Below are 20950 nucleotides of genomic sequence, written 5' to 3' on the forward strand. Positions count from 1 at the left end.
CCGTGGTAGTCGCCGCGCTAATCAAGAACAAGATAACGTTCAAGGAAACGTTCAAAGTGGTGCGGCTGAATTTGAATCTGAAAACAGACAAAATGCTAGCAACCGCAACAGACAAACACAAAGAAATCGTCGCTAATTACAACTAAATTTATCGGCTTAATTAGCACATTACTGGGCGTTGCGATCTATCAATTGTATAAGCAACGCCATAGTGCTTAAAAATAACAGATAAATCAAGATACCCTAAATTATGCTGAAAAAACCATTTGCTTTGGGTCTAATAGCAGTTGGTTTGATAATTACTCCCAGTACAGCCTTGGCGGACATGGTAATACAAAGAAATCAGCAAAGTACTGTACGACGAGATAGTCCTGCTGTTAGTGAAAGTGTCAATAAACAAAGGTCTGAAAGTATTAGTATCCGAGGTAGATATCGAAATAGTCGCAGACTTGGTACTTCCCTTCCTAGATTCTGTTTACCTTACAGAACCAAACAACATGGAACGAAGCAACTAAATCCTAATGTGGTAAAAACGCGAAGTGGTATTTATGTAAGTAATTTACCAAGCAAGGGAAAAAACACAATTACCCAGCGACAAGTACGAAAAACTCACGCAGCTTTGTGCCGTAAGTTACCTCAGTAAATGAAAATTAACAAATCTGAAAGTTGAATAACCTAAAAACTAAATAATCTCAAAACTAAATAATTGGGTTCACCTAAGTCATAAAATCAAAATTTATTATTTTTGTGCTTAGGGAATGCCAAAGGGGAATACCAAAATTTTACAATCCCCCATTAACCTTACAACAATTATCAGGTCTATAAAAATGCTAAAGAAAGCTTACATATTCAGCCTGCTCGCAGCTAGTTTGACTTTAATGCCAACTGTTGCTTTTGCAGAACAAGAAGCCATACAAGAAATCAATCAAAGTGGTACTGCAAGTGGTAACAGCAGAGTTCGGTTAAGAGGATACCAACGAAGCACTCAACGTCAATCAAGAAGAGGTCGTAGATGTGCTTCTGACACCCAAGACCAATACTCTAGACAACGCATTAAGCAACGTGGTGTTGCAGAAAATGATAGTACTGTAGAGCAAAATGCACGTCAAATCAGCGATCAACGCCAAAGAATTAGAAGAGGTCGATTTGACAGGTGCGATTAACCGGGAATTGAGTACAAACACTTACATAACCCAGGATTTTATATCTTCGGCTAACCCCCAAAATGCACCCAGGCTCCAGCAACTAACTGTATTTATAAAGTCGAATATTGCAGTTAATGATTTCTTTAAGCAAAAACTGACAAAATAAGTTAAATACTCCTATTACTTTAATTTAATGGCTTAGAGAGAATCAGTTGGTGGAAGTTTTACCGGTTTTCTTCACTTGCAAAGCACACAATTTAAGCGACAAGTTGTAACGTATAAATTGTAAAGTACAAAATCGGTTTTTTGAAAAAGAGAGGGACCAAGCCATGCCAGTAAAGAATATAGTCTCAATTATCGCACTCTCTGCAGCTATGCTATTACCTGCCGGAATTGCCACAGCAGGTAGCGTCAGAATCAATAATGGCAATAGTCAGGTTAAAGTTTCTCCCAGTGGTGGTGTTCGAATCAAAAGTAGTACTGGAAGAGTAATCAGAGTTCGCCCAAGTCGGTCTTATAGACAAAGGCGCTTACTAAGAAATCGAGCTTACAGACGAAGCTTACAAAGAAGATACAGCCCTTACTATCGTACTTATCCTAAGTATCCTGTCAGTCGTAAAACTTGGGGCTCTAAATGTACTGGTAGAACTTATCAACGAACTGTCACGACTAGATCTGGCTCTAACAGCTCTTATAGCTATTCACGTACAACATCTTGTCAATAATAAAAAAGGATACAATCATGAACCTCAAACTACTTTCTTTAGGTTTATTCTCAGCTTCTGCAATTTCTCCTTTCTTTATTCCTGCTTTCACACCTTCAGCAATGGCTTGTACCGCAGTTGATATTGGCGTTCAGGTTGCTAGGGAACGCAAGCGCGGGGTACAAGAAAATAATGTAACTCAGGAAATCGACCCCAATTGTGATGGTGGTAGTGTTGTCAACCGATCTGTACAAAGGTGTAGATCTGAAAGATGCATTCAACGCCGAAATAGCAACCAAAGAATTGAAGCAGGCGATCGCGGTCGTCGTTCTAAGATCAAAAGACCACGCGTTAAAGTAAAAGTACCTGTTCAAGTACGTATACAAGAACCTAAGAGACCTTTTGAAGATTAAGTACAAGTAAAACTACTTTCCTCATTGGTTGCATGTTAGAGATTCCAACTCTCCGAGGTTCCCATCAGGGGGAACTTCGGCTTAGTTAGTGTCAGAGGTGATATCTACCTTTACCTTTGTGCCTAAACATCAGCTTAATTTCAGCTTCTAAATGATTCGCAAAATTAAAGGTAGCGTTCTGTCTAAAATTAATTTAATTCAAACTTTTCCAGCATATTCAAGCACTGGAATATTAGAAAATAACTTCAATTAAGTAATTTAGTTCTGAAGTTAGACGATAAAATATTATTGTTCAAGCTTAGTTAAGATTGCTATAACCAATAAAACTTAATTAGTGTTCACCAATATGTCTAAAATACTTAGCTACCATATTTCTTATAAGGTGAATTGATATTTTATAGAATTGATATTTTATAGAATTGAGAATTTATAGAATTGGGATCTTATAGAATTGGGATCTTATAGAATTGAGATTTTATAATTGTAAGTAAGAACACTATTATTCTATTCGTCTCATCTGATTTCGGTCGTATCTAAGCTCTTTATTGGGCCCATATTAATTCAGGCTTAAGTCCTGATATATGACGACGAAAAAGTAATATATCGAACATGTCGTCACTTACTTACTGTCATGAAAAAAATACTATTTTTAACGTCTTTTGTCGCATTAGTTATTACTCTTACCCAAGGTTGTACTCAAAGTAATGCTCGTTCAAATCAGCCAGCAGTAGGTGAAGAACCTATTGTTCAATCCCAAAGTAGTAGCAACAAACAAGAGTCAGTAACATCACAAAATAATAATAGTCAAGAAGCTGTAGGTATTTCTCAAAGTAGTAACAACAAGCAAGAATCAGTAAGCTCAGAAAATAACAATAATCAAGAAACTTCAGATAGTTCCCAAGTTAGTACCAATAAACAAGAGTCAGTAAGTCAATCAAAGAATAATAACAATAATCAAACACTTGTCGCTCAATCTCCAAGTAACCGCAATATGAATATTTCTAGAAGTTCGAGCAAAAGTATACAAAGTTCGAGTAGCTCTTCTGGATACACTAGCCAAAGTTCGAGTAGTTATTCTAGTTCTTCTGGATATCAAAGTAGTAGTCTTACCCTAAGTAAAGCGAATCTAAGCGAGCCACATATCTTAACTGTTACAACATCAGGTAAGAGATTAACTGGCAAAGTTATTGTTAACGATAAATTTGTCAAAAAACTTTATGGGAATAAGGTCGAGTTCGACTTATCACCACATCTGTCTGTTGGTAAAAATACAGTGGAAATTGATGCGCGTTACGCACCCACATCATCAACTCTAGATGTAGAAGTAAACGGTCCAGAAACTAGTGTTAGTCAACAAAATAGTGGTAATGGGGTTGTGAATTCTAACATCAATATTATGGTTAGGTAGGTTCGCAATCAAAGGAAATTGCAAATAAACGTGTATTTGTATATATATTTATTTGTAAACAATTAATTCAATACTGTACCAGTTAATTCGTAGCAGTTAATCCTGTCGGTTAACTGGTTTTATTTATGAATTATTGACGAGTCTACAAGTTTAAATAAATGAACGATTGGAAGGGATTTGAGACTATAAGGTAGTCAAATAAAAAAATATTTTTAACTATTTTAGACAAGAATTATTAGCATAGATTTATTAAATTACCATATTATTTTCAAATAAAAACTGGAAAAATATACTCCTAATAATATAATTTTGGGAATATATTTCGGGAATATCTTTTAAGAATATATGTTTGATATTTTTGAAACCTTTATCTTACGATCACGATTTTAACCTTATCAAAATTTTGAGTTGCTGACTTAGGATAAGCATTTTTTTATTTTGTGTGATTTTGATTTTTATTAAATTTTAGATTTAGATTGGATGGATGTGCGTTGTTTGCCTAGCACTTCCAGAAGGAAAAGAAAATTGGTTTTCTAAATGAGCCCGTACTCTGAATTCATCCACAGACCATATCCATAACTTATTGGGAGTTTGAGCAAAATCATCGTAGTTATGGGTAACAACCGCATCTAATTGTTGAGAACTGACACAGGTTAACTCCACAGCAGATTCAAAATCTTTTAAAGGAGACGTCCGTGCTTCTCGTAGTATGGCTCTATCGACGTTGCATACTTGGACTTTGTCTTTCAACCAATCAGCTACAACATCTGCAATATTTTTATTTTGTAAGCACCTGACGTAGGTAGATATTTTTTGCCAACCAATATCTGTGATATACATTTGAATCAATGGATTTACCCTCTCTAATAAATCGCTGATATCTTCGATGAATCCCTCACGATTCATCAAAATTTCTAATACCAAGTCAGCATCTACTAGAATTTTAATCATTTTTCAACCCTTTCGATTGATCGATTAACAAAGCCTATGGAAGTCGTAAAATAAAGAGCTTTTCTAAAGATAAAGTGGTAAAAATAGTCAATCAAAAGACACATTTTACTTCTATCCATTCACATTAAACTAACTCTTGTACCCCTCCCCAAAGCTTTATTTATAGCCAACTGTACTTTTTACCTATGAGAACACACTTATATACAATACAAGTCCAGTATATTTCTGAATTATGCTTCAGAGTTGAGTGATGAATCTATTTAGTCAAGTTAGCAGTTTAGTTTATTAATTAGCAAGCTTCATGTTTTATGACGAACTATATACTTTGTAGTTCCTTTATTGTAGGGATTAAAGCTAAGAATATATGAGTGTATTTAGAGCTATCTATTATCACTTAAATTGATTTTTTTTAATAAAAAAATTAAAACTAATCTTATCTTTTAGTTTTAATTTAAATATATATTCTCACCCAATGGATTCTATCATTGAAGGGGAAAATATAAACTTAATATTTACTAAACATTAGCCAAATTTAAAATGATTTACGTCATTACTTTGTAAAAACAAAACACTTTTTAATCTAACTTATTTAAATTTTGTTAGTTGCTAGTATATTTGCGAGTATATTTAGAAACATATCACTGTAGATTTGCTTCAAAACTCCCAATTACCAAATATTGATAATGACTATCAATTACCCATTACCGATTTCTTAATTGTTTTTGAGTAATAAATAGTATAGTTGACCGTTGCTAACAGTAACACCAGCGCGATCGCCTGCAACTTTACCCGTACCTAAAAAATAATCGACTCTACCTGCACCTTTGATTGCACCACCTGCATCTTGATCGAGAACATAACGACTAACAACACGAGATTCCATCTCGCCGTTACTTTTGACAAAGGGAAAATTAGAACGAATTAGTGCCAAAGCTCCAGGAGGCATGAGAGACTTATCAGTAGCAATCGAACGTTCCGCCGTTAAAGGTACTTGAATTGAACCTTGAGCAGGAGCACCAAAATTTTCTTGGAAAAAGACAAAGCTGGGATCCCTTGGAATATATACATCTAGTTTTTCTGGATTTTTTCGAAAGTAATCCAAAATAACTGGCATGGTTATACTTTCCACAGGAAATATACCATCCTTAGCCAATTCGCGTCCAATACTTTTGTAATTATGGGCTGTATTCCCTGCATAACCGACAGTAGTTTGACTTCCATCTGGAAACTGAAGACGTCCTGAACCTTGAATTTGAATAATATATGGTTCTAGGCGATCGCGAAACCAAAATAATTCTAAACCCCGTAATTTCCCCTTTGCACCTTGTAAACCATCAATTCCTTCCAATTCTCGGCGTTGAGGATGGGGTCTTGGCCATCGATTCAAATCTGGCGGTAACCTATAAATTGGGTAGCGGTATTCTGCTGTGGGAACCCTACTAGCAGCATATAGAGGTTCGTAGTAAGCTGTAAATAATACAGAACCTTTACCATCTTTCCCTAGTGACTGATAAAAATTAAACTCCCGAGCAACAGTTGTATTTAATTCATATACAGAATTGGAAGCAAGTAATATTTGTCGAAATCTTTGTAAGCTTTTGATAATCTTAGTCCGCGTAATTGTACTGTTTTCATATCTGCGATAAGTGATTTCAGCACTTCTTGTCTGTAAGTACCTCAAACTTTGGTCAATGGAATTTAAAAGCGCCTTCTTATCAGGATTTTGATCCCATATCTGCTTGTCCAGACAAGATAGATCGCCCTTACAACAGGGAAGCAAAGCTTTTTCTCTCAACACTAATGGTGAAGACTTGGCTTTATGGTTTAGCTTTTGGGTGGATTTTTTCGCTGTTATATCCTGTTTGTCGACTTGAGATGATGGAGGTATTTGCCATCTTTGCAATCTACATTGTAAAGCAGCAAGTTTTGGCTTTGCCACAGGCTGCATTTGTACTAACAAAAACAAGACTGGTATAGAAAGAAATATCGGTACAGCAGTTTTGAATTTTTTCCCGATCCAAATCACAAGAATAATTCCCAAGAGTTGTATAACTTCTATAGAGATTAGCTTGCAATTTTATACATCTAGTTAACTCACTGCTAGTTTTTACTTTTCTTAATAATTGATTTTTTAAGGTGCTAATCTAGCTTTGCCAGAACGATGTTTTTCATACCATTGTGCGATCGCAGGAGCCCATTCTTCAAAGTGAATCCACATTAATTCACAAAGTTTTTGAATTTCTAATTGAGCATCTTTTTTATTTCTCAAATCTAGAAAATGTAATAAAGACCTTAAATTAAAACTAACCACAAAATGCTGGCGGTAATCAAAAGGCATTTTACCTCGTGCGTGTTCTTCAGACATTCCCCCTTCAAAGTCAGCTTGATAGCGCTTGACTGCTTCCATACACCACTTTAGGTCAGCTTCCCTAGCTTCAGGAGAATAATAATATTTTTTACCTTGACGATTAGTGTAATGATCTACAGGACGCAGGTAGAAAACATCTTCAATATCTTTTGTACCTTCTACAACTTCAATAAACTGGTTACCCGTGTAACGGAAAGATTGCACATCAAAAGAAACACCTACCCGATGAGTCCGAGCCTGTTGCATGACGCTGTGGGGAAAATAACCACAATTAAATACAATTTGAGGATGTTCTAAAGGTCCATAGTGACCGCGTTCCCCTGCTAAAAGTCTTTTAACAATTAGTTCGCCGCATTTTGATTCCGAGGGAAATCTATCTAGCTCATCGAACACAAAATTATCAGTGTAGTCTTGATGCATGGCGGCGTAAACCACCTGTTGCGGGTTGGGTGTTTTGGTGATAACCTCTACTCGGAATCGATGCATTATTTGTGTGAGCTACGCGTAGGTGTTGTGATTTAGCCCCTAATTATATATATCCTTGAGAATCAACAAACTAAATATCTTCATTTGGTTACAAAAAATTTAATATTTGTCACAGAATGTGCAAAAATTCTTAATAAAATTTTTTTGTATCATCATAAACCTATTTAAAAGCAAGCAGTAAAAATTATTATCGAGGTCAAAATACTACTATGTGGGGTTTCCAATTTTCCACGCCATAATTTAAAATCTAATACGGAGTAATATAATAATCCACTCGACCGCTCAAACTTTGGGGATCGTCAAACTAATTATTCAGCTACGTCTTCCCGTTAACGGCAAACCCATGGCTTTAACAGCTTCAACAATGCTACCCCTAGGTACCACAGCACCAGATTTTAATTTGGTGGATGTGGAATCTGAAAAGCAAATTTCACTGGCAAATTTTCCTGGCAAAAAAGCATTATTAGTAATGTTTATTTGTCGTCACTGCCCATTCGTCAAACACGTACAAACTGAATTGGCAAAAATCGGCAAAGACTATTATCAAACGGATTTAGGAATTATTGCAATTAGTTCTAATGATGTAAAAAATTATCCCGATGACGCACCCGATAAGTTGAAGCAAATGGTAACAGAATTGGAATTTAATTTCCCTCTGTGTTATGACGAAACCCAGGAAGTAGCAAAGGCTTATACTGCAGCCTGCACGCCAGATTTTTTTCTCTTTGATGCAGACCTTAAATTGGCTTATCGCGGACAACTAGATGATAGTCGTCCCAGCAATGATAAACCCGTAACAGGCGAAGATTTACGTGCTGCTATTGATACAGTACTCTCAGGTAAACCCGTTACAGGAGACCAAAAACCGAGTATTGGTTGCAACATTAAATGGAAACAGGGAAATGAACCAAGTTATTTTGGTTAAAAACAGGGAACAGTAAAAAAGAATTAGTTTCTTTAGTATTTCTCCCATGCTATTTTCTGTTTCTGTGGAGTACTGGTAACTGTTAACTGTTAACTGGGCTAATGTTGAATTTCTAACCTAAGGATATAAGATCCTAATTGGATTTTGCCCGTCCATAATTCATACTCTACCCGCAATCGCTCTGGTAAGGGATGTCCGCTCAAAGTCAAGCTTTTAGTGAAATTGCGCAAACGAATAGGTTGCTGGGGCTGTAATGACTCCGTTGGTAACCAATAACGACTGATACCGTAAATTCCTTTCTCCCAAAAATGGCGATAACTCAATTGACTGTTACCTTGCATTGTCGCAATTACCCGATATGGGGAAATTTCCAACCATAGTAATCTGGGAGTACTAGGGATAGCAGGCTTATTTTCTGTGTTTGATTGGGTATTTTTTCCTTTTTCTCGCTTACTTTGCTGCTTTTTTTCCAGGTTTTGCAAGGAAGGTGCTGTTAATAATAAGTGAAATCGCTCGCGATCTTTTTGGTACAATGTTCCAGCAGTTTCAACTACTGACGACACTGGGAGGTCGGTTGAAATCAACGATAAGCAGACTGGTTTGCGTTGGTGGGTCAGCATGGGAGCGAAATAGTAGTTAAGAGCGATAGACAGTAATTAAAAAATGATGTCGGTATTTTTTGTAAGTCAGGTAAAGCGTTAGGATACTACCGAGGAAGCTGTGAAGGACAGATACTTTCTGACAAGCACTTCCTTTTGTACTCACAGGTCAGTTTATCCTAATGTCGGCTTCAGTTATAATTGTAGATACTCAACAGAAATTCCGTCACAAGTTAATTATTAAACGACCATCTTCTGGATTATCTTTACAAGGATGTATTCGAGTTCCAGGAGATAAATCAATTTCCCATCGCGCTTTAATGTTAGGGGCGATAGCTCAGGGTGAAACCCAAATCCAAGGTTTACTCCTAGGAGAAGATCCCCGTAGCACAGCTAGCTGTTTCCAAGCAATGGGAGCAGAAATTTCCGAATTAAATACGAACTTAGTAAAAATTAAAGGTATTGGTTTGGGAAATTTACAAGAACCTCCTGATGTCTTAAATGCTGGTAATTCCGGTACGACTTTACGGCTGATGTTGGGACTACTTGCATCTCATCAAGGACGTTTTTTTACCGTCACTGGCGATAGTTCTTTGCGATCGCGTCCCATGTCTCGTGTTGTTAAGCCTTTGCAACAAATGGGGGCACAAATTTGGGGTAGAAAAAACGCTTCCATCGCACCACTGGCTATCCAAGGACAATCTCTCAAAGCAACTCACTATCATTCACCCATTGCTTCCGCCCAAGTAAAATCCTGTGTTTTGCTTGCTGGTTTAATGACAGAGGGAAAAACTACGGTTACGGAACCAGCACTTTCGCGAGACCATAGTGAGCGTATGCTTAAGGCTTTTGGTGCCAAACTAGATATTGATTCTGATACCAATAGTGTCACAATTACAGGTGGGACTCAACTGTACGGACAAAATGTGATTGTACCGGGAGATATTAGTTCAGCAGCATTTTGGTTAGTAGCTGCAGCAATTGTACCAGATTCCGAGTTGACCATCGAAAATGTTGGTGTAAATCCTACTCGTACTGGTATTTTAGAAGCCTTAGAAATGATGGGGGCAGATATAGTTAGGGAAAACCAATGGGAGGTTGCAGGGGAACCGGTTGCTAATTTGCGGGTGCGTTCTAGCAAGTTAAAAAGTTGTACCATCGCTGGCGATATTATACCAAGAATGATTGATGAAATTCCCATTTTGGCCGTTGCTGCTGTATTTGCCGAAGGTACAACTGTAATTAAAGATGCTGCCGAACTTAGAGTTAAAGAAAGCGATCGTATTGCTGTTATGACTCAGCAATTAAACAAAATGGGGGCTAAAGTTACAGAATTACCTGATGGGATGGAGATTACAGGTGGTACACCCCTTACTGGTGTAGATTTAGACAGTTTTACGGACCATCGAATTGCTATGAGTTTGGCGATTGCAGCTTTAAATACTTCTGATACGACTAATATTGATCGGGCTGAAGCTGCAAGTATTTCCTACCCAGATTTCTTTGATACTCTTAAAGGAATTATTTGTTCGTAGTATAAAATTTCATGTTGATTGCGTGGCTAAGTGTATTTTTAGGTATAGATTGTACCTTTGCACAGCATTCTTGCATCACTATCTACGGCTATATGAGGAATTTATAAAGAATATTTTAAGAAATATAGAGCGGAGAACAAGGTTCTTCGTTTTTTTTGTACAGCTTGTATTAATGACATATATTTTTAGTCTCTTAGTTTCTTAAAATGAAGTCGCCTACCTCACACCAGACAGGCGACGACATCAAACACAGGTTACACAGATAACGGGTATATTCTCTTATTTAAATACTTATTTGTAATTTTGACGTCTTACATTAGTTATAGATATTTTAACTTTTGAAAATTTGAAGCAATTGTTACTGCAAATAAACTTCTAGGGTGCACTTCCGGAGTAAAATTTCAAATTACTCAATTTTTTATTTAGTATTTCCTGTTTTTTTACTGTTTTTTATTCGTGTCTAAAAGACAATCTCAAACTCTAAGTTTTCAGACTGACGCAAATTGTAGGTAAAATGGTCAACAATATTTGTATCACTCAATTCCAGGTTATAAAAATCTACCGCGTTATGGTCGAAATAAGGACCAGCATGCCAAGTACCAACTGCTAGTTTGATAAAACAGTTACCCGGAATTCGAAAAGCTGCAATATCTTCCAAATTTGGTTTTTTAACACTATCATTTGGAGGACAAACAGCAATATACCAATCTTTACCTTCCAAGGAACCAAGACACTGGGTACATAACCTGTGACGAGTTATGGTGTGAAATTTTCTGCCTCGCCCCTGCAAATGCATTATATAAAAACGGGGAGTACCTTTATCAAGAACTAGTTGGGCATCCTCATGATCAAAAAGTTTACCATCTCTCGATGGGAAAATAACTTGTCCGTAGCGAAAGAAATTTTCTGGCGTCACCCACTGAGCCTTTAATTGTTGTACTGTCCCCGAACTAGTCATAGTAAACCCACTTACACCCCCAATTATTTTAAGCGAAATTTGCTTGTGTGGGATCTGTATTCGTTCAATAATTCGTAATTTGTGATTTTTAATTATTTTCTTACTGAAGTTTAGATTTAGAAAATTTGACTGTAGATAAGGTACATTTTCCTTGCTCCTTGCTTCCCTGCATTATTAAAGAAAAGATATGTTCTATACCTCACTTAGATGAAATCGGCTGTAAAAAATTTTGCAATATACTTATACATCGTTTATCGATATCAAAAGCTATGAACTCATGCAGTATAAAATATGCATTAAGGAAAAAGTTCTATCGATAGTCTGGTATTTTTTCAACTCCAGATAGGTGTTTATCGATAGTTACGATTGATAGATTAGAAAAGTAGTGGTAAAAAAAGTAATTATAAAAAAGTACAAATGAAAAATATAAAAGCTAAACCTCGATAAATATAGTTTTGCTTATTCCAGAGGAGTAATCTACTAAAATATTTCTCAAAAAATATGACATTACTAATTTGATGAAGCTAGGAGCGACTTCAAGTTTAAAAAACTAACCTTATTATGTATGTCTAGCTCTGTCAAACATGTCATACAAATCAACTTTTGATAATTTATAATTTATGCTTTTAATTTATGAATTTAGTAGAAACAATAAAATCTAGTATTAAAGAATTGATTAGTAATGCAGTATTGATTCTTCCATCATTACTAACCGCTTTAATTATCATTTTTTTGACTCGTTTTGTTGCTCAATTAGTTGCGGGAATAGCTACTAAATTAGGCGAGAAAGCAATCCGCAGTAAATCTTTACAAATACTACTATCTAAAACAGTTTATGTTGCTACTTGGACTGTTGGTATTCTTTTGTCTGCAGTAATAGCCTTCCCAGGTTTAAGCTTAGGAGACATTATCGCCACTTTGGGACTTAGTTCTGTAGCAATAGGTTTTGCTTTTCAAGATATTTTTAAAAATTTTCTTGCAGGAATACTTTTACTATTACAAGAACCATTTAGAATTGGCGATCAAATAATCATAGATAATTACGAAGGTACAGTTGAACGAGTTGACATTCGTACAACAAAAATTCGTACCTATACAGGAGAAAGAATTTTATTACCAAATTCCACGGTATTTACTAGCGCAGTTCAGGTGAGGACAGCATTTAATAGTAGACGGACAGATTTAGCTGTAGGCGTAGATTACAATACACCTTTACCCAAAGCCACTGAAATTTTGGAACGAGCGATCGCACAAATAGATGGTGTGTTACAAGATCCTGCACCAGAAATAGATTTAGTTGGCTTTGGTGACAGTTCTATTGATTTTTTGGTTCGTTACTGGACGCTTCCTCAACAAGTAGAAGTACGTCGTGTAAAAACTCAGGCAATCATCGGCATTAAACGAGTATTTGATGATGCTGATATTAATATTCCTTACCCAATTCGTACATTATATTTTTACAATCAAGAAAAATTTAATGATTATTTGATAACACCAAATCGAGATAATGTTGCTCAAAATTCCAGTTTTAATAGTAATTACAGGTAAACTCAGCGAAGAGTTATCTCTTCACTGCTAACTCTTTGAATGTAGCAGTAGTTTTGAATGTGGTTGTATAACTGCTCTTAAATACTTAATCAACATTTATCAAAGCTAGATTTTTCTGTATTAGATTACTGGAAAAATAGTAGATACTTCTAAAATTTATCATCACTAATCAGCATTTGAGGCTCAACTGAACCGTATCGAAATATAAGAAGTAATTTGGTTAAGAATGAGAATTTAATAACCTGTAATTCTTAAATCTGGAATGGTGCGTTACGCGATGCTAAAAGCACCCTAATTTTGTACTTTATTTAATCCACATTCCTTAGGGTCGGTAACTCAAGTTCATCTGGAAGAATACCTCTAACCACTCTATCTTTTCTATATCCCGTGAAAAGTCAGCCTTTCTATTTCCTTATCTAATAATTACCCGGTCTTGCTAAATTTTTAAACTTGGTAAATTGGGGCTCAAATAAAAGTTTCACAGTACCCGTGGGACCATTCCGATGTTTAGCAATAATAATTTCTGCAATTCCTCGATCAGGCGTATCGCTGTTGTAATATTCATCCCGGTATAACATTATTACTAAGTCCGCATCTTGCTCGATGGAACCAGACTCCCTTAAATCGGATAACATTGGTCGCTTATTAGTGCGGGATTCAACTCCTCTACTCAACTGGGAAAGTGCAATCACGGGTACGCTCAATTCCCTGGCTAAACCCTTTAAACCACGGGTAATTTTGGATAACTCCTGCACGCGGTTGTCACCTGCTGTATCCATTAACTGTAAATAATCAATAATAATTAATCCCAGATCTATACCCACTTCTGTTTGTAAGCGTCTGGCTTGGGAACGCATTTCATTAAGGGTAATATTAGCGGTATCATCAATATAAACCGGGGTTTCTGAGAGTAAACCGATCGCGCGGCTTAAAGGTTCCCATTGAGTTTGACTAATACGTCCGCTACGCAAATAAGTACTTTCAATTCCAGCTTCACTAGCGAGTAGTCTTTGTACTAGTTGCTCTTGGGACATTTCCAAACTAAAAATTGCAATCGGTAACTTATAAGCAACAGCAATATTATGAGCGAGATTAAGACAAAATGCGGTTTTTCCCATGGATGGGCGAGCAGCCACAATAATTAGATCGGAGCGTTGAAAACCACTGGTCATTGCATCTAGATCGTAGAATCCACTAGCGACCCCCGGAAGTGCAACACCTTCATGACGTTCTTCAATTTCCTGAAAAGTATCAATTAAGGTATCGGAAATATGAGTCAAACCCGATGCAGAACGTTCTTGGGAAATCCCAAAAACCTTTTGTTCTGCTTTATCAATCACAACCGGTAAGTCAGTTTCTGTCTCATAACCAAGTTGAACGATTTCATTCCCAGCTTTAATTAATTGTCTGCGTTGATATTTTTCGTTTACTAGTTGGGCTAAAGCATCAATATTAACCGAAGAAACCGTACGATCTACAAGGGAAGCTAACTTATTTCTACCACCAATCTTAGATAATAACTCGTGGTCGGATAACCAACTAGTAACAGACAGCAAATCGGTTGGTTTACCTTGACCTTGTAAGCGTAATGCTGCTTGATAGATATCTTTGTGGGCGCTAATGTAAAATGCTTCTGGTTTGAGGCGATCACTAATCCGACTAATGGCTTCTGGGTCGAGTAATATCCCTCCCAAAATTGCTTCCTCTGCTTCAATATTTTGGGGTGGTAACCTGTCAGCAGCACCTTGAAAACTTAGATCGTTATTTATCATTGTTTATCTATCCTTAATCCCTAATCCCTAACCCCCAATAAATAGAGACGCTACTTCTGCAACGTCTCCGAAGAACAAGGATTTGACATTCCCCATTTTTATATTGGGGAACATTTTACTAGCTAGGTACAACTTCAATATTAATTTTTGCGGTAACTTCAGAGTGCAACTTAATTTCTGCTTCATAAGTACCAATGTTGCCAATATCGGGTATGGTAATACCACGACGGTCGACTTCCAATTGTGCTGTACTTTGAATAACATCCGCCACATCTTGGGTGGTAACAGTACCAAAAATTGATTCAGCTTCACCAGCTTGCTTCGCGATTTGGAAACTACCAACTTTCTCTAAAGTAGCTTTATATTCTTCAGCTTGCTTTTTGAGTTCTAATTGTTTTTGACGTTCGATTTCACGGCGACGTTCTACTTGCTTGAGGATACCGGGAGTTGCAAATGTTGCCAAATTTTTGGGAAGGAGATAATTACGAGCATAGCCGGGAGCTACTTCTACTAGGTCTCCAAATTTGCCTAGTTTGTGGATATCCTGGTTTAAAACTAATTGTATGCGCTTTGCCATTTTTGTTGTCTATCTGTGGTATTGCTAAATCTAAAATAGCTTGGGTTTAGGTTGAGCTATTATATTTCCACCCGATTAAATAAATAAGGGGTCAATAAGTAAGGTTTAACTCCAAGCATAAATTACAGCCCAAAGCCTAAAGATTTTAGCGCTATGTTACCGTCAATAGCAAATTTGAGCCAAACATATTTTCTTCATATTTGGGGAGGGTTTGGTAACAACCGACCTAAGTTGCAGGTTTTTCACATGCGAAACAGCGTATGATATCAAATCCGTGAGCATCGGAATTATATATTTTGTACGCACAGAGGTGTAGAGTTTTTCAATCACCTTTTAAATCATTTCAAAGCAAACGGAAACGATATGATTACGCTATGCTCAGTCACAACACATACTTACAAACGCAAATTAACAAAATACTTATTACTCTTCAGTAAGTAATATGCTTACTCGATTTAAAAGTCTGCAAACCACGCTTTGGAAGGAAAATAAACCTTAATATCATTTTTTATTTGGGTCTTTTCTCTGGGTGTAGATATTCGTAACAAGTTAAGCTTATATTGCATTTTTCAAGAGAGTTTGAGCAGATTCTTGGAAGAAGAATTCAGGAGTTCCATGCTGTTGTTCTAGGATATTTTTGATAATAATAACCGCCTCTTCCTCTTCTCATTTTCTATGAATCATCGTTTTCTTCAACTTTTATTTATATACTTAGACGTATTGACAAAAAGCATTCAGTTTTAACTTGTTACAAATGGGGCGTAGATAATCATGTTTATTACTTTTGATTCCTAGATATGTCACAAAATTTTTCTATTTTATGCCATATTTTTACAATTTTGCTCTTAATAAGAAGAACTTATCAGATTTACTTTCATAAGAATACTTATAATTTGAAATACTAGATTTATCAAAGTCTTTTTTTTTATGAAGAATTTCAGTTTCGGAAAAACAGATATGTCATTTGTAGTTAGTGATAAAGCTACTTCAATGTTATTTGGAGATATATCATTATCATGGGTAACAAATTCAGTAATACTCCTTGGCAAATTTGGGTGATAATTTTAATGATGCTTGCTGTTTTTTCAAGTGGTTGTAGTACATTAAAAGGTGAGGGAAATAACAAGAATATAATAGCAGAAAATAGTAATTTAAGAGAGCAACTTGAACAAGAAAAAAAATCTCGGGAAGATACACAGAAGGAATTACAAGGCCTCAAAATTGACAAAGAAGCAGAAAATAGCAATTTAAAAGAGCGACTTGAACAAGAACAAAAATCTCGGGAAGAGGCGCTGAAGGAATTAGAAAGACTAAAGATTGAAAAAGAAGAAGAAGCTAAAAAAGAAGTTCAAAAAGAAGAATTTATTTTAGGGAAATGGTACACGGAACAAACTATCGAAAAGGAAGGTACAAAAGTTTTTTTTAAAGGAAATTTTGAATATTTCCCAAATAAAAGTTCTAGATATGAAGGTGAATTGTCAATCTCTGGCAATCAAAACTTCGATGGTTCTTTTGTGAATATTAGTGTAGATTATTATGTGACTGGTACACAAGAATGGTTAATGAATGACCAAAAACTTATTTCAAAAGAGATTGACTTGAAAAGCGATGTTAGAAGATTTGAGGTAAATGGAAGGGAAATACCGATCTCTCAAATACCCCCAGATAAATTGGAGCAGATAAAAGCCGAAAATTTAATCCCGAAAGGTCTATCTAACTCAGAGAGGATAATATCTCTAACATCATCTAAAATGGAGTTAGAATCGGACGGTATTCTTACTACTTATAATAGACGTTAATTTTCGCGTGCCAACTCTTTATTGAAGCAGCTTAGCCGGACTTCGTCAGTTCGGCTATTGTTGTTATGGGTTTTATCCCCTGCAATCTTTGTGGCAATTTAATATTTATATTTTGCAACTTGATACCCAAAATATAAATTCTTACATTCGAACTTTATTCATCAAATATCTGCGATTTTAACCATCTGCCCTATATTTGTCACTTTTTATTTTTATAATGTTGACGCTAATTTTTATCTTATAGGAGCAAAATATGGCTAATACTCTGCACCCGTGTAAGGTCAAAATACAGCAACTTCAATCTAAATCTCGATAGTTTCTGATATACATTTTCGGTTGAACTGATTTCTATAGATACATAACTCAGCACCGATCGCAATCTTTTGTTCCAGCGTACAGATATCAACAAACATAAATCCTTGTTCATCACATAAGAAGAAATAGATGCAGAAAATCATGTCAGTTGACTTTACTATCACCGGAAATGGTTGGGGTAATGGCTTTGAAGCCGAGTTTAAATTTACCAATACCAGTCAAAAAGTAATCGATGGTTGGGAGATTGAGTTTGATTCAGTTCACAATATTACTAGTCTGTGGAACGGAGATTTTACGAAAACAAACAATGAGAAGGATGGAAGTTACCATTATGTAGTCAAAAATCCTGCTTGGAAGTCCAAAGTTGCTCCTGATGAGGCGATTAAGTTTGGATTTAATGCTAATTCTGCACCTAATTTCCCAGTTGATGGTGACCTCAATTCAGATAATTTTACTAATATTTCCTTTCCTTTTAAAGAAGAACAAAGTTTAAGCACCGATATAATTAAGCCCCAAGCAAGTACTACTGATTTAACTAATAGTAATGGTGAGTTGGAGAATAACAATCCTGCGGACAACCTGAATTACATTAATTTCGACCAAAACAATAAGGGAAATGCAATGAGCAAAGGAACTTTTAATGATTTTCTCGAAGCTCTGGGAGAATATGAATCAGGTAAACCTTCTGGCGATCCAGGACAATATTCAGTTTCTAACCCCTTCGGTGTCTCCGGTAAATATCAAATAGATCCAGATCATCTTTATGAGATTGGTTATATCGAAAAACTAAGTACTAATAAGAATAGACCATGGGATGTGCAATGGTCAGCAAAAGCTCAAAAATATGGCGTTAATAGTTACCAAGACTATTTAATTAGTCCTGAAATGCAAGAAGCAGCTATTCGCGACTCATTCAAATTTACCTGGGGAAAAGTCAGCGAACTGCTAGAACGACAAGGAAAATCCATCGATGATTATCTTGGTAAAACGGTTACATATGTTGACCGACAAGGAAATACACAACCAGTTACATTAACAGCTTCTGGAATTTTGTATGGCGCTCATAGCCAAGGTGCTTGGGGAATGGGAGCATTTTTAATCAATCTTCAAGATTCCTACCCTAACTACAATGATGTTCTTAGAACTATAGGTAAATTTAGTGGCTATGACGTTCCTGAATCAGCAATTAATAAGGGTACATCTACGCCAATAGATCCAATTTCTGCAGATCCAGTTGCTTTAGACTCTACCCTGACTGATACTACGACTGGGGGTGGAGTTAAAGATAATTCTGGTGGTGGCGATCACTCTGAAAAACCACCTGGTAGCGATCAAGCTAACAACCAAAACAACAATCAGCCTTTAGGTAAACCGGACTACATCGGAGTTAATGGTAAAAAAGATATCTTCAACTTCACCTGGGATTGGGGTAGTCAACATGTAATTGATAAATTTAATCCTTCTGAAGACAGCATCAACCTCAAGAACTTCTGGACAGATTACAAAAGTTTCAAAATCTACAATGATACTCAAGGTAATGCTGTTATTGACCTCAAGCAACTCAATAATCAGACCATTACTCTCAAAGGAGTTTCTGTTTCTGAATTAAGTCCTGATAATATCACGGGTGTAGGTGGTCAATCACCCCTTGATGGTAATCCCGGAAATGGTAATCCTGGGAATGGTAATCCCGGAAATGGTAATTCTGGAACTGATAATCCCGGAACTGATAATCCCGAACCTGGTGGCGTTCCCAAACCGACAGACCCGATGTTACCAACCTTATCCGTCAAAGATCTATCAATTCAAGAAGGAAATAGTGGTAGCAAAAATGCCATCTTTAACGTCAACCTCTCTGAAGTATTTGAAAAGCCAGTAAGCGTTAAATATGCAACAGTTGATGTTTCTGCCAAAGCAGGACAAGACTACGAAAAAACTACTGGTACTCTAAATTTCGATGCGGGACAAACTAGCCAGACAATTTCAGTAGCAGTAAAAGGGGATACTCAAGTAGAGTCAAATGAAAAATTCTCCTTACAATTGAGCGATTTGAAGAATGCTACATTTATTAATTCCAAAGCAACTGTAACTATTCTCAATGACGATCGCATCCCGACAGGAGGAAATAGTGGAGGAACTGGAGATAACCAAGGAGGAAAAAAGGGTTCTGTTGTCGCAGCTTACTATCCGGAGTGGGGTACCTACCAACGTGATTATCAAGTATCAGATATTCCTGCTGATAAATTAACCCATGCTTTCTATGCATTTGCCAAAATTAACGATAATGGTGAAGTTGATCTATTTGATAAGTATGCAGCAATAGAGAAGGGTAAAGACTGGAATAATCCAGACAAAATTGCTGGTAACTTCGGACAAATGGCTCAACTTAAAGCTGAAAATTCCCACCTCAAAACTATAATTTCTATTGGTGGTTGGACTTTGTCGAGTAAATTCTCTGATGTTGCGTTAACCGATGCATCCCGGAAAAAGTTTGCCACATCAGCAGTCGATTTTATGAAAGAGTATGGCTTTGATGGAATTGATATTGATTGGGAATACCCAGTAGGAGGAGGAAAATCAGGAAATATCAACCGCCCAGAAGATAAGCATAACTATACTTTGCTGCTGGAAGAATTAGACAAACAAATCCAAGTTCAGGAAGCGCAAGATAATAAAGATTATCTACTCACAATTGCATCACCAGCAGGATTTGATAAAACCGAAAATTATGAACTGGCTGAAATGTCTCAGCATCTGGACTGGTTTAATGTCATGACCTATGACTACCACGGTGCTTGGGAAAAAACTACCAATCATAATGCTGCTTTATACGCCAATTCTAACGATCCTTCAGCCTTAGCAGACAAATATAATGTTGATTCCACAATTCAAAATTATCTGAATGCGGGAGTTAGTCCCGATAAAATTGTCATGGGAGCACCTTTATACGGACGAACTTGGCAAGGTGTTTCCAGCAATAATGATGGTGGTTTATTTCAATCTGCTACTGGTGCGGGTCCAGGAAGTTGGGAAAATGGAATGATTGATTACAAGGATTTACATAACAAACTAGAAACAGATAAATCCTATGTGCGTTATTGGGATGACCAAGCTAAAGTTCCTTATGTTTATAACGCCCAGAAAGGTTTCTTTAGTACTTATGAAGATACTCAATCCTTAGGACACAAACTTGATTACGTTCAAGATAACAGTCTAGGAGGAATGTTCTTTTGGGATGCTTCTGGTGATCTAGCTGGTAATAATTCTGATTCTTTGATTAATTTAGCCGCAACTCAACTGGGAACGGTTCACAATTCTGTTTAGAAATTAGCTTTAGAGAAAGGGGTTACCAACAAAAATCCGTTAGTTAATTAACCCTTTCTCTTGCTAATATCCTGTAAGAGACAATAACTCTAATACATTAGCCCTATTTTTCATACTCTTTTT

The 20950-nt window shown here is 36.4% G+C and carries 17 protein-coding genes; 10 read left to right on the forward strand and 7 right to left on the reverse strand.

Annotated features, from left to right (window positions below):
- Nucleotides 1-250: 250 nt before the first annotated feature.
- From QNJ50_RS22275 to QNJ50_RS22295, 5 genes are all read left to right on the forward strand, one after another.
- On the forward strand, nucleotides 251-643 hold the full coding sequence (locus QNJ50_RS22275; protein WP_300639641.1) for a hypothetical protein: 393 nt from the start codon (nucleotides 251-253) through the stop codon (nucleotides 641-643).
- A gap of 184 nt (nucleotides 644-827) precedes the next feature.
- Nucleotides 828-1163 (forward strand): hypothetical protein, encoded by a 336-nt coding sequence (locus QNJ50_RS22280; protein WP_300639644.1) that lies wholly within the window; start codon nucleotides 828-830, stop codon nucleotides 1161-1163.
- 311 nt (nucleotides 1164-1474) lie between these two features.
- Nucleotides 1475-1870, forward strand: coding sequence for a hypothetical protein (locus QNJ50_RS22285; RefSeq protein ID WP_300639646.1), 396 nt, complete (start codon nucleotides 1475-1477; stop codon nucleotides 1868-1870).
- Nucleotides 1871-1887: 17 nt separating this feature from the next.
- Nucleotides 1888-2262: a hypothetical protein gene (locus QNJ50_RS22290; RefSeq protein WP_300639649.1), complete on the forward strand. Its 375-nt coding sequence runs from the start codon at nucleotides 1888-1890 to the stop codon at nucleotides 2260-2262.
- Nucleotides 2263-2893: 631 nt separating this feature from the next.
- On the forward strand, nucleotides 2894-3670 hold the full coding sequence (locus QNJ50_RS22295; protein WP_300639652.1) for a hypothetical protein: 777 nt from the start codon (nucleotides 2894-2896) through the stop codon (nucleotides 3668-3670).
- Nucleotides 3671-4141: 471 nt separating this feature from the next.
- Here QNJ50_RS22295 and QNJ50_RS22300 read toward each other — a convergent pair whose 3' ends face one another.
- The 3 genes from QNJ50_RS22300 to thyX form a co-directional block, all read right to left on the reverse strand.
- Nucleotides 4142-4621 (reverse strand): PIN domain-containing protein, encoded by a 480-nt coding sequence (locus QNJ50_RS22300; protein ID WP_300639655.1) that lies wholly within the window; start codon nucleotides 4619-4621, stop codon nucleotides 4142-4144.
- A 712-nt stretch (nucleotides 4622-5333) separates the two neighbouring features.
- Nucleotides 5334-6569 carry an MltA domain-containing protein gene (locus tag QNJ50_RS22305; RefSeq protein WP_300639699.1) on the reverse strand — a complete coding sequence of 412 codons (1236 nt, stop codon included), beginning with the start codon at nucleotides 6567-6569 and terminating at the stop codon, nucleotides 5334-5336.
- A 183-nt stretch (nucleotides 6570-6752) separates the two neighbouring features.
- Nucleotides 6753-7475, reverse strand: a complete 723-nt coding sequence (gene thyX, locus QNJ50_RS22310; protein ID WP_300639658.1) for an FAD-dependent thymidylate synthase — start codon at nucleotides 7473-7475, stop codon at nucleotides 6753-6755.
- Nucleotides 7476-7818: 343 nt separating this feature from the next.
- On the opposite strand from thyX, the gene QNJ50_RS22315 reads away from it, so the two are divergent.
- Nucleotides 7819-8400 carry a thioredoxin family protein gene (locus tag QNJ50_RS22315; RefSeq protein WP_300639662.1) on the forward strand — a complete coding sequence of 194 codons (582 nt, stop codon included), beginning with the start codon at nucleotides 7819-7821 and terminating at the stop codon, nucleotides 8398-8400.
- Between the two features lie 98 nt (nucleotides 8401-8498).
- Here the strand turns inward: QNJ50_RS22315 and QNJ50_RS22320 are convergent, their stop codons facing one another.
- Nucleotides 8499-9020, reverse strand: a complete 522-nt coding sequence (locus tag QNJ50_RS22320; protein ID WP_300639665.1) for a hypothetical protein — start codon at nucleotides 9018-9020, stop codon at nucleotides 8499-8501.
- Nucleotides 9021-9181: 161 nt separating this feature from the next.
- Between QNJ50_RS22320 and aroA the strand changes: the two genes are divergently transcribed.
- A complete protein-coding gene (gene aroA, locus QNJ50_RS22325) occupies nucleotides 9182-10534 on the forward strand; it encodes a 3-phosphoshikimate 1-carboxyvinyltransferase (protein ID WP_300639668.1) in 1353 nt (450 codons plus the stop codon).
- Between the two features lie 460 nt (nucleotides 10535-10994).
- Here aroA and QNJ50_RS22330 read toward each other — a convergent pair whose 3' ends face one another.
- Nucleotides 10995-11492 (reverse strand): ureidoglycolate lyase, encoded by a 498-nt coding sequence (locus QNJ50_RS22330; protein WP_300639671.1) that lies wholly within the window; start codon nucleotides 11490-11492, stop codon nucleotides 10995-10997.
- A gap of 633 nt (nucleotides 11493-12125) precedes the next feature.
- On the opposite strand from QNJ50_RS22330, the gene QNJ50_RS22335 reads away from it, so the two are divergent.
- On the forward strand, nucleotides 12126-13040 hold the full coding sequence (locus QNJ50_RS22335; RefSeq protein ID WP_300639674.1) for a mechanosensitive ion channel family protein: 915 nt from the start codon (nucleotides 12126-12128) through the stop codon (nucleotides 13038-13040).
- Nucleotides 13041-13456: 416 nt separating this feature from the next.
- Here the strand turns inward: QNJ50_RS22335 and dnaB are convergent, their stop codons facing one another.
- Together dnaB and rplI are read right to left on the reverse strand one after the other, a co-directional pair.
- Complete coding sequence (gene dnaB / locus QNJ50_RS22340) at nucleotides 13457-14809, reverse strand: replicative DNA helicase (RefSeq protein ID WP_300639704.1); 1353 nt, start codon at nucleotides 14807-14809, stop codon at nucleotides 13457-13459.
- 121 nt (nucleotides 14810-14930) lie between these two features.
- The gene (gene rplI / locus QNJ50_RS22345) at nucleotides 14931-15389 is read right to left on the reverse strand and encodes a 50S ribosomal protein L9 (RefSeq protein ID WP_300639677.1); all 459 of its coding nucleotides are present in this window, start codon (nucleotides 15387-15389) and stop codon (nucleotides 14931-14933) included.
- A gap of 1016 nt (nucleotides 15390-16405) precedes the next feature.
- Between rplI and QNJ50_RS22350 the strand changes: the two genes are divergently transcribed.
- Entirely contained in the window at nucleotides 16406-17188 is a 783-nt protein-coding gene (locus tag QNJ50_RS22350; RefSeq protein ID WP_300639680.1) for a hypothetical protein, read from the forward strand.
- A gap of 456 nt (nucleotides 17189-17644) precedes the next feature.
- Nucleotides 17645-20827, forward strand: a complete 3183-nt coding sequence (locus QNJ50_RS22355; protein ID WP_300639683.1) for a glycosyl hydrolase family 18 protein — start codon at nucleotides 17645-17647, stop codon at nucleotides 20825-20827.
- Nucleotides 20828-20950 lie beyond the last annotated feature (123 nt).

This window comes from Mastigocoleus sp. MO_188.B34 (assembly GCF_030065675.1).
Lineage (GTDB): Bacteria > Cyanobacteriota > Cyanobacteriia > Cyanobacteriales > Nostocaceae > Mastigocoleus.

Bases quoted from the DNA above. Each gene is read 5' to 3' on its own strand.
- aroA (WP_300639668.1), top strand. From the start codon at position 9,182: ATGTCGGCTTCAGTTATAATTGTAGATACTCAACAGAAATTCCGTCAC.
- QNJ50_RS22280 (WP_300639644.1), top strand. From the start codon at position 828: ATGCTAAAGAAAGCTTACATATTCAGCCTGCTCGCAGCTAGTTTGACT.
- QNJ50_RS22290 (WP_300639649.1), top strand. From the start codon at position 1,888: ATGAACCTCAAACTACTTTCTTTAGGTTTATTCTCAGCTTCTGCAATT.
- QNJ50_RS22320 (WP_300639665.1), bottom strand. From the start codon at position 9,020: ATGCTGACCCACCAACGCAAACCAGTCTGCTTATCGTTGATTTCAACC.
- QNJ50_RS22350 (WP_300639680.1), top strand. From the start codon at position 16,406: ATGGGTAACAAATTCAGTAATACTCCTTGGCAAATTTGGGTGATAATT.
- QNJ50_RS22335 (WP_300639674.1), top strand. From the start codon at position 12,126: ATGAATTTAGTAGAAACAATAAAATCTAGTATTAAAGAATTGATTAGT.
- QNJ50_RS22275 (WP_300639641.1), top strand. From the start codon at position 251: ATGCTGAAAAAACCATTTGCTTTGGGTCTAATAGCAGTTGGTTTGATA.
- QNJ50_RS22330 (WP_300639671.1), bottom strand. From the start codon at position 11,492: ATGACTAGTTCGGGGACAGTACAACAATTAAAGGCTCAGTGGGTGACG.
- QNJ50_RS22355 (WP_300639683.1), top strand. From the start codon at position 17,645: ATGTCAGTTGACTTTACTATCACCGGAAATGGTTGGGGTAATGGCTTT.
- thyX (WP_300639658.1), bottom strand. From the start codon at position 7,475: ATGCATCGATTCCGAGTAGAGGTTATCACCAAAACACCCAACCCGCAA.
- QNJ50_RS22285 (WP_300639646.1), top strand. From the start codon at position 1,475: ATGCCAGTAAAGAATATAGTCTCAATTATCGCACTCTCTGCAGCTATG.
- rplI (WP_300639677.1), bottom strand. From the start codon at position 15,389: ATGGCAAAGCGCATACAATTAGTTTTAAACCAGGATATCCACAAACTA.
- QNJ50_RS22305 (WP_300639699.1), bottom strand. From the start codon at position 6,569: ATGCAGCCTGTGGCAAAGCCAAAACTTGCTGCTTTACAATGTAGATTG.
- QNJ50_RS22295 (WP_300639652.1), top strand. From the start codon at position 2,894: ATGAAAAAAATACTATTTTTAACGTCTTTTGTCGCATTAGTTATTACT.
- QNJ50_RS22300 (WP_300639655.1), bottom strand. From the start codon at position 4,621: ATGATTAAAATTCTAGTAGATGCTGACTTGGTATTAGAAATTTTGATG.
- QNJ50_RS22315 (WP_300639662.1), top strand. From the start codon at position 7,819: ATGGCTTTAACAGCTTCAACAATGCTACCCCTAGGTACCACAGCACCA.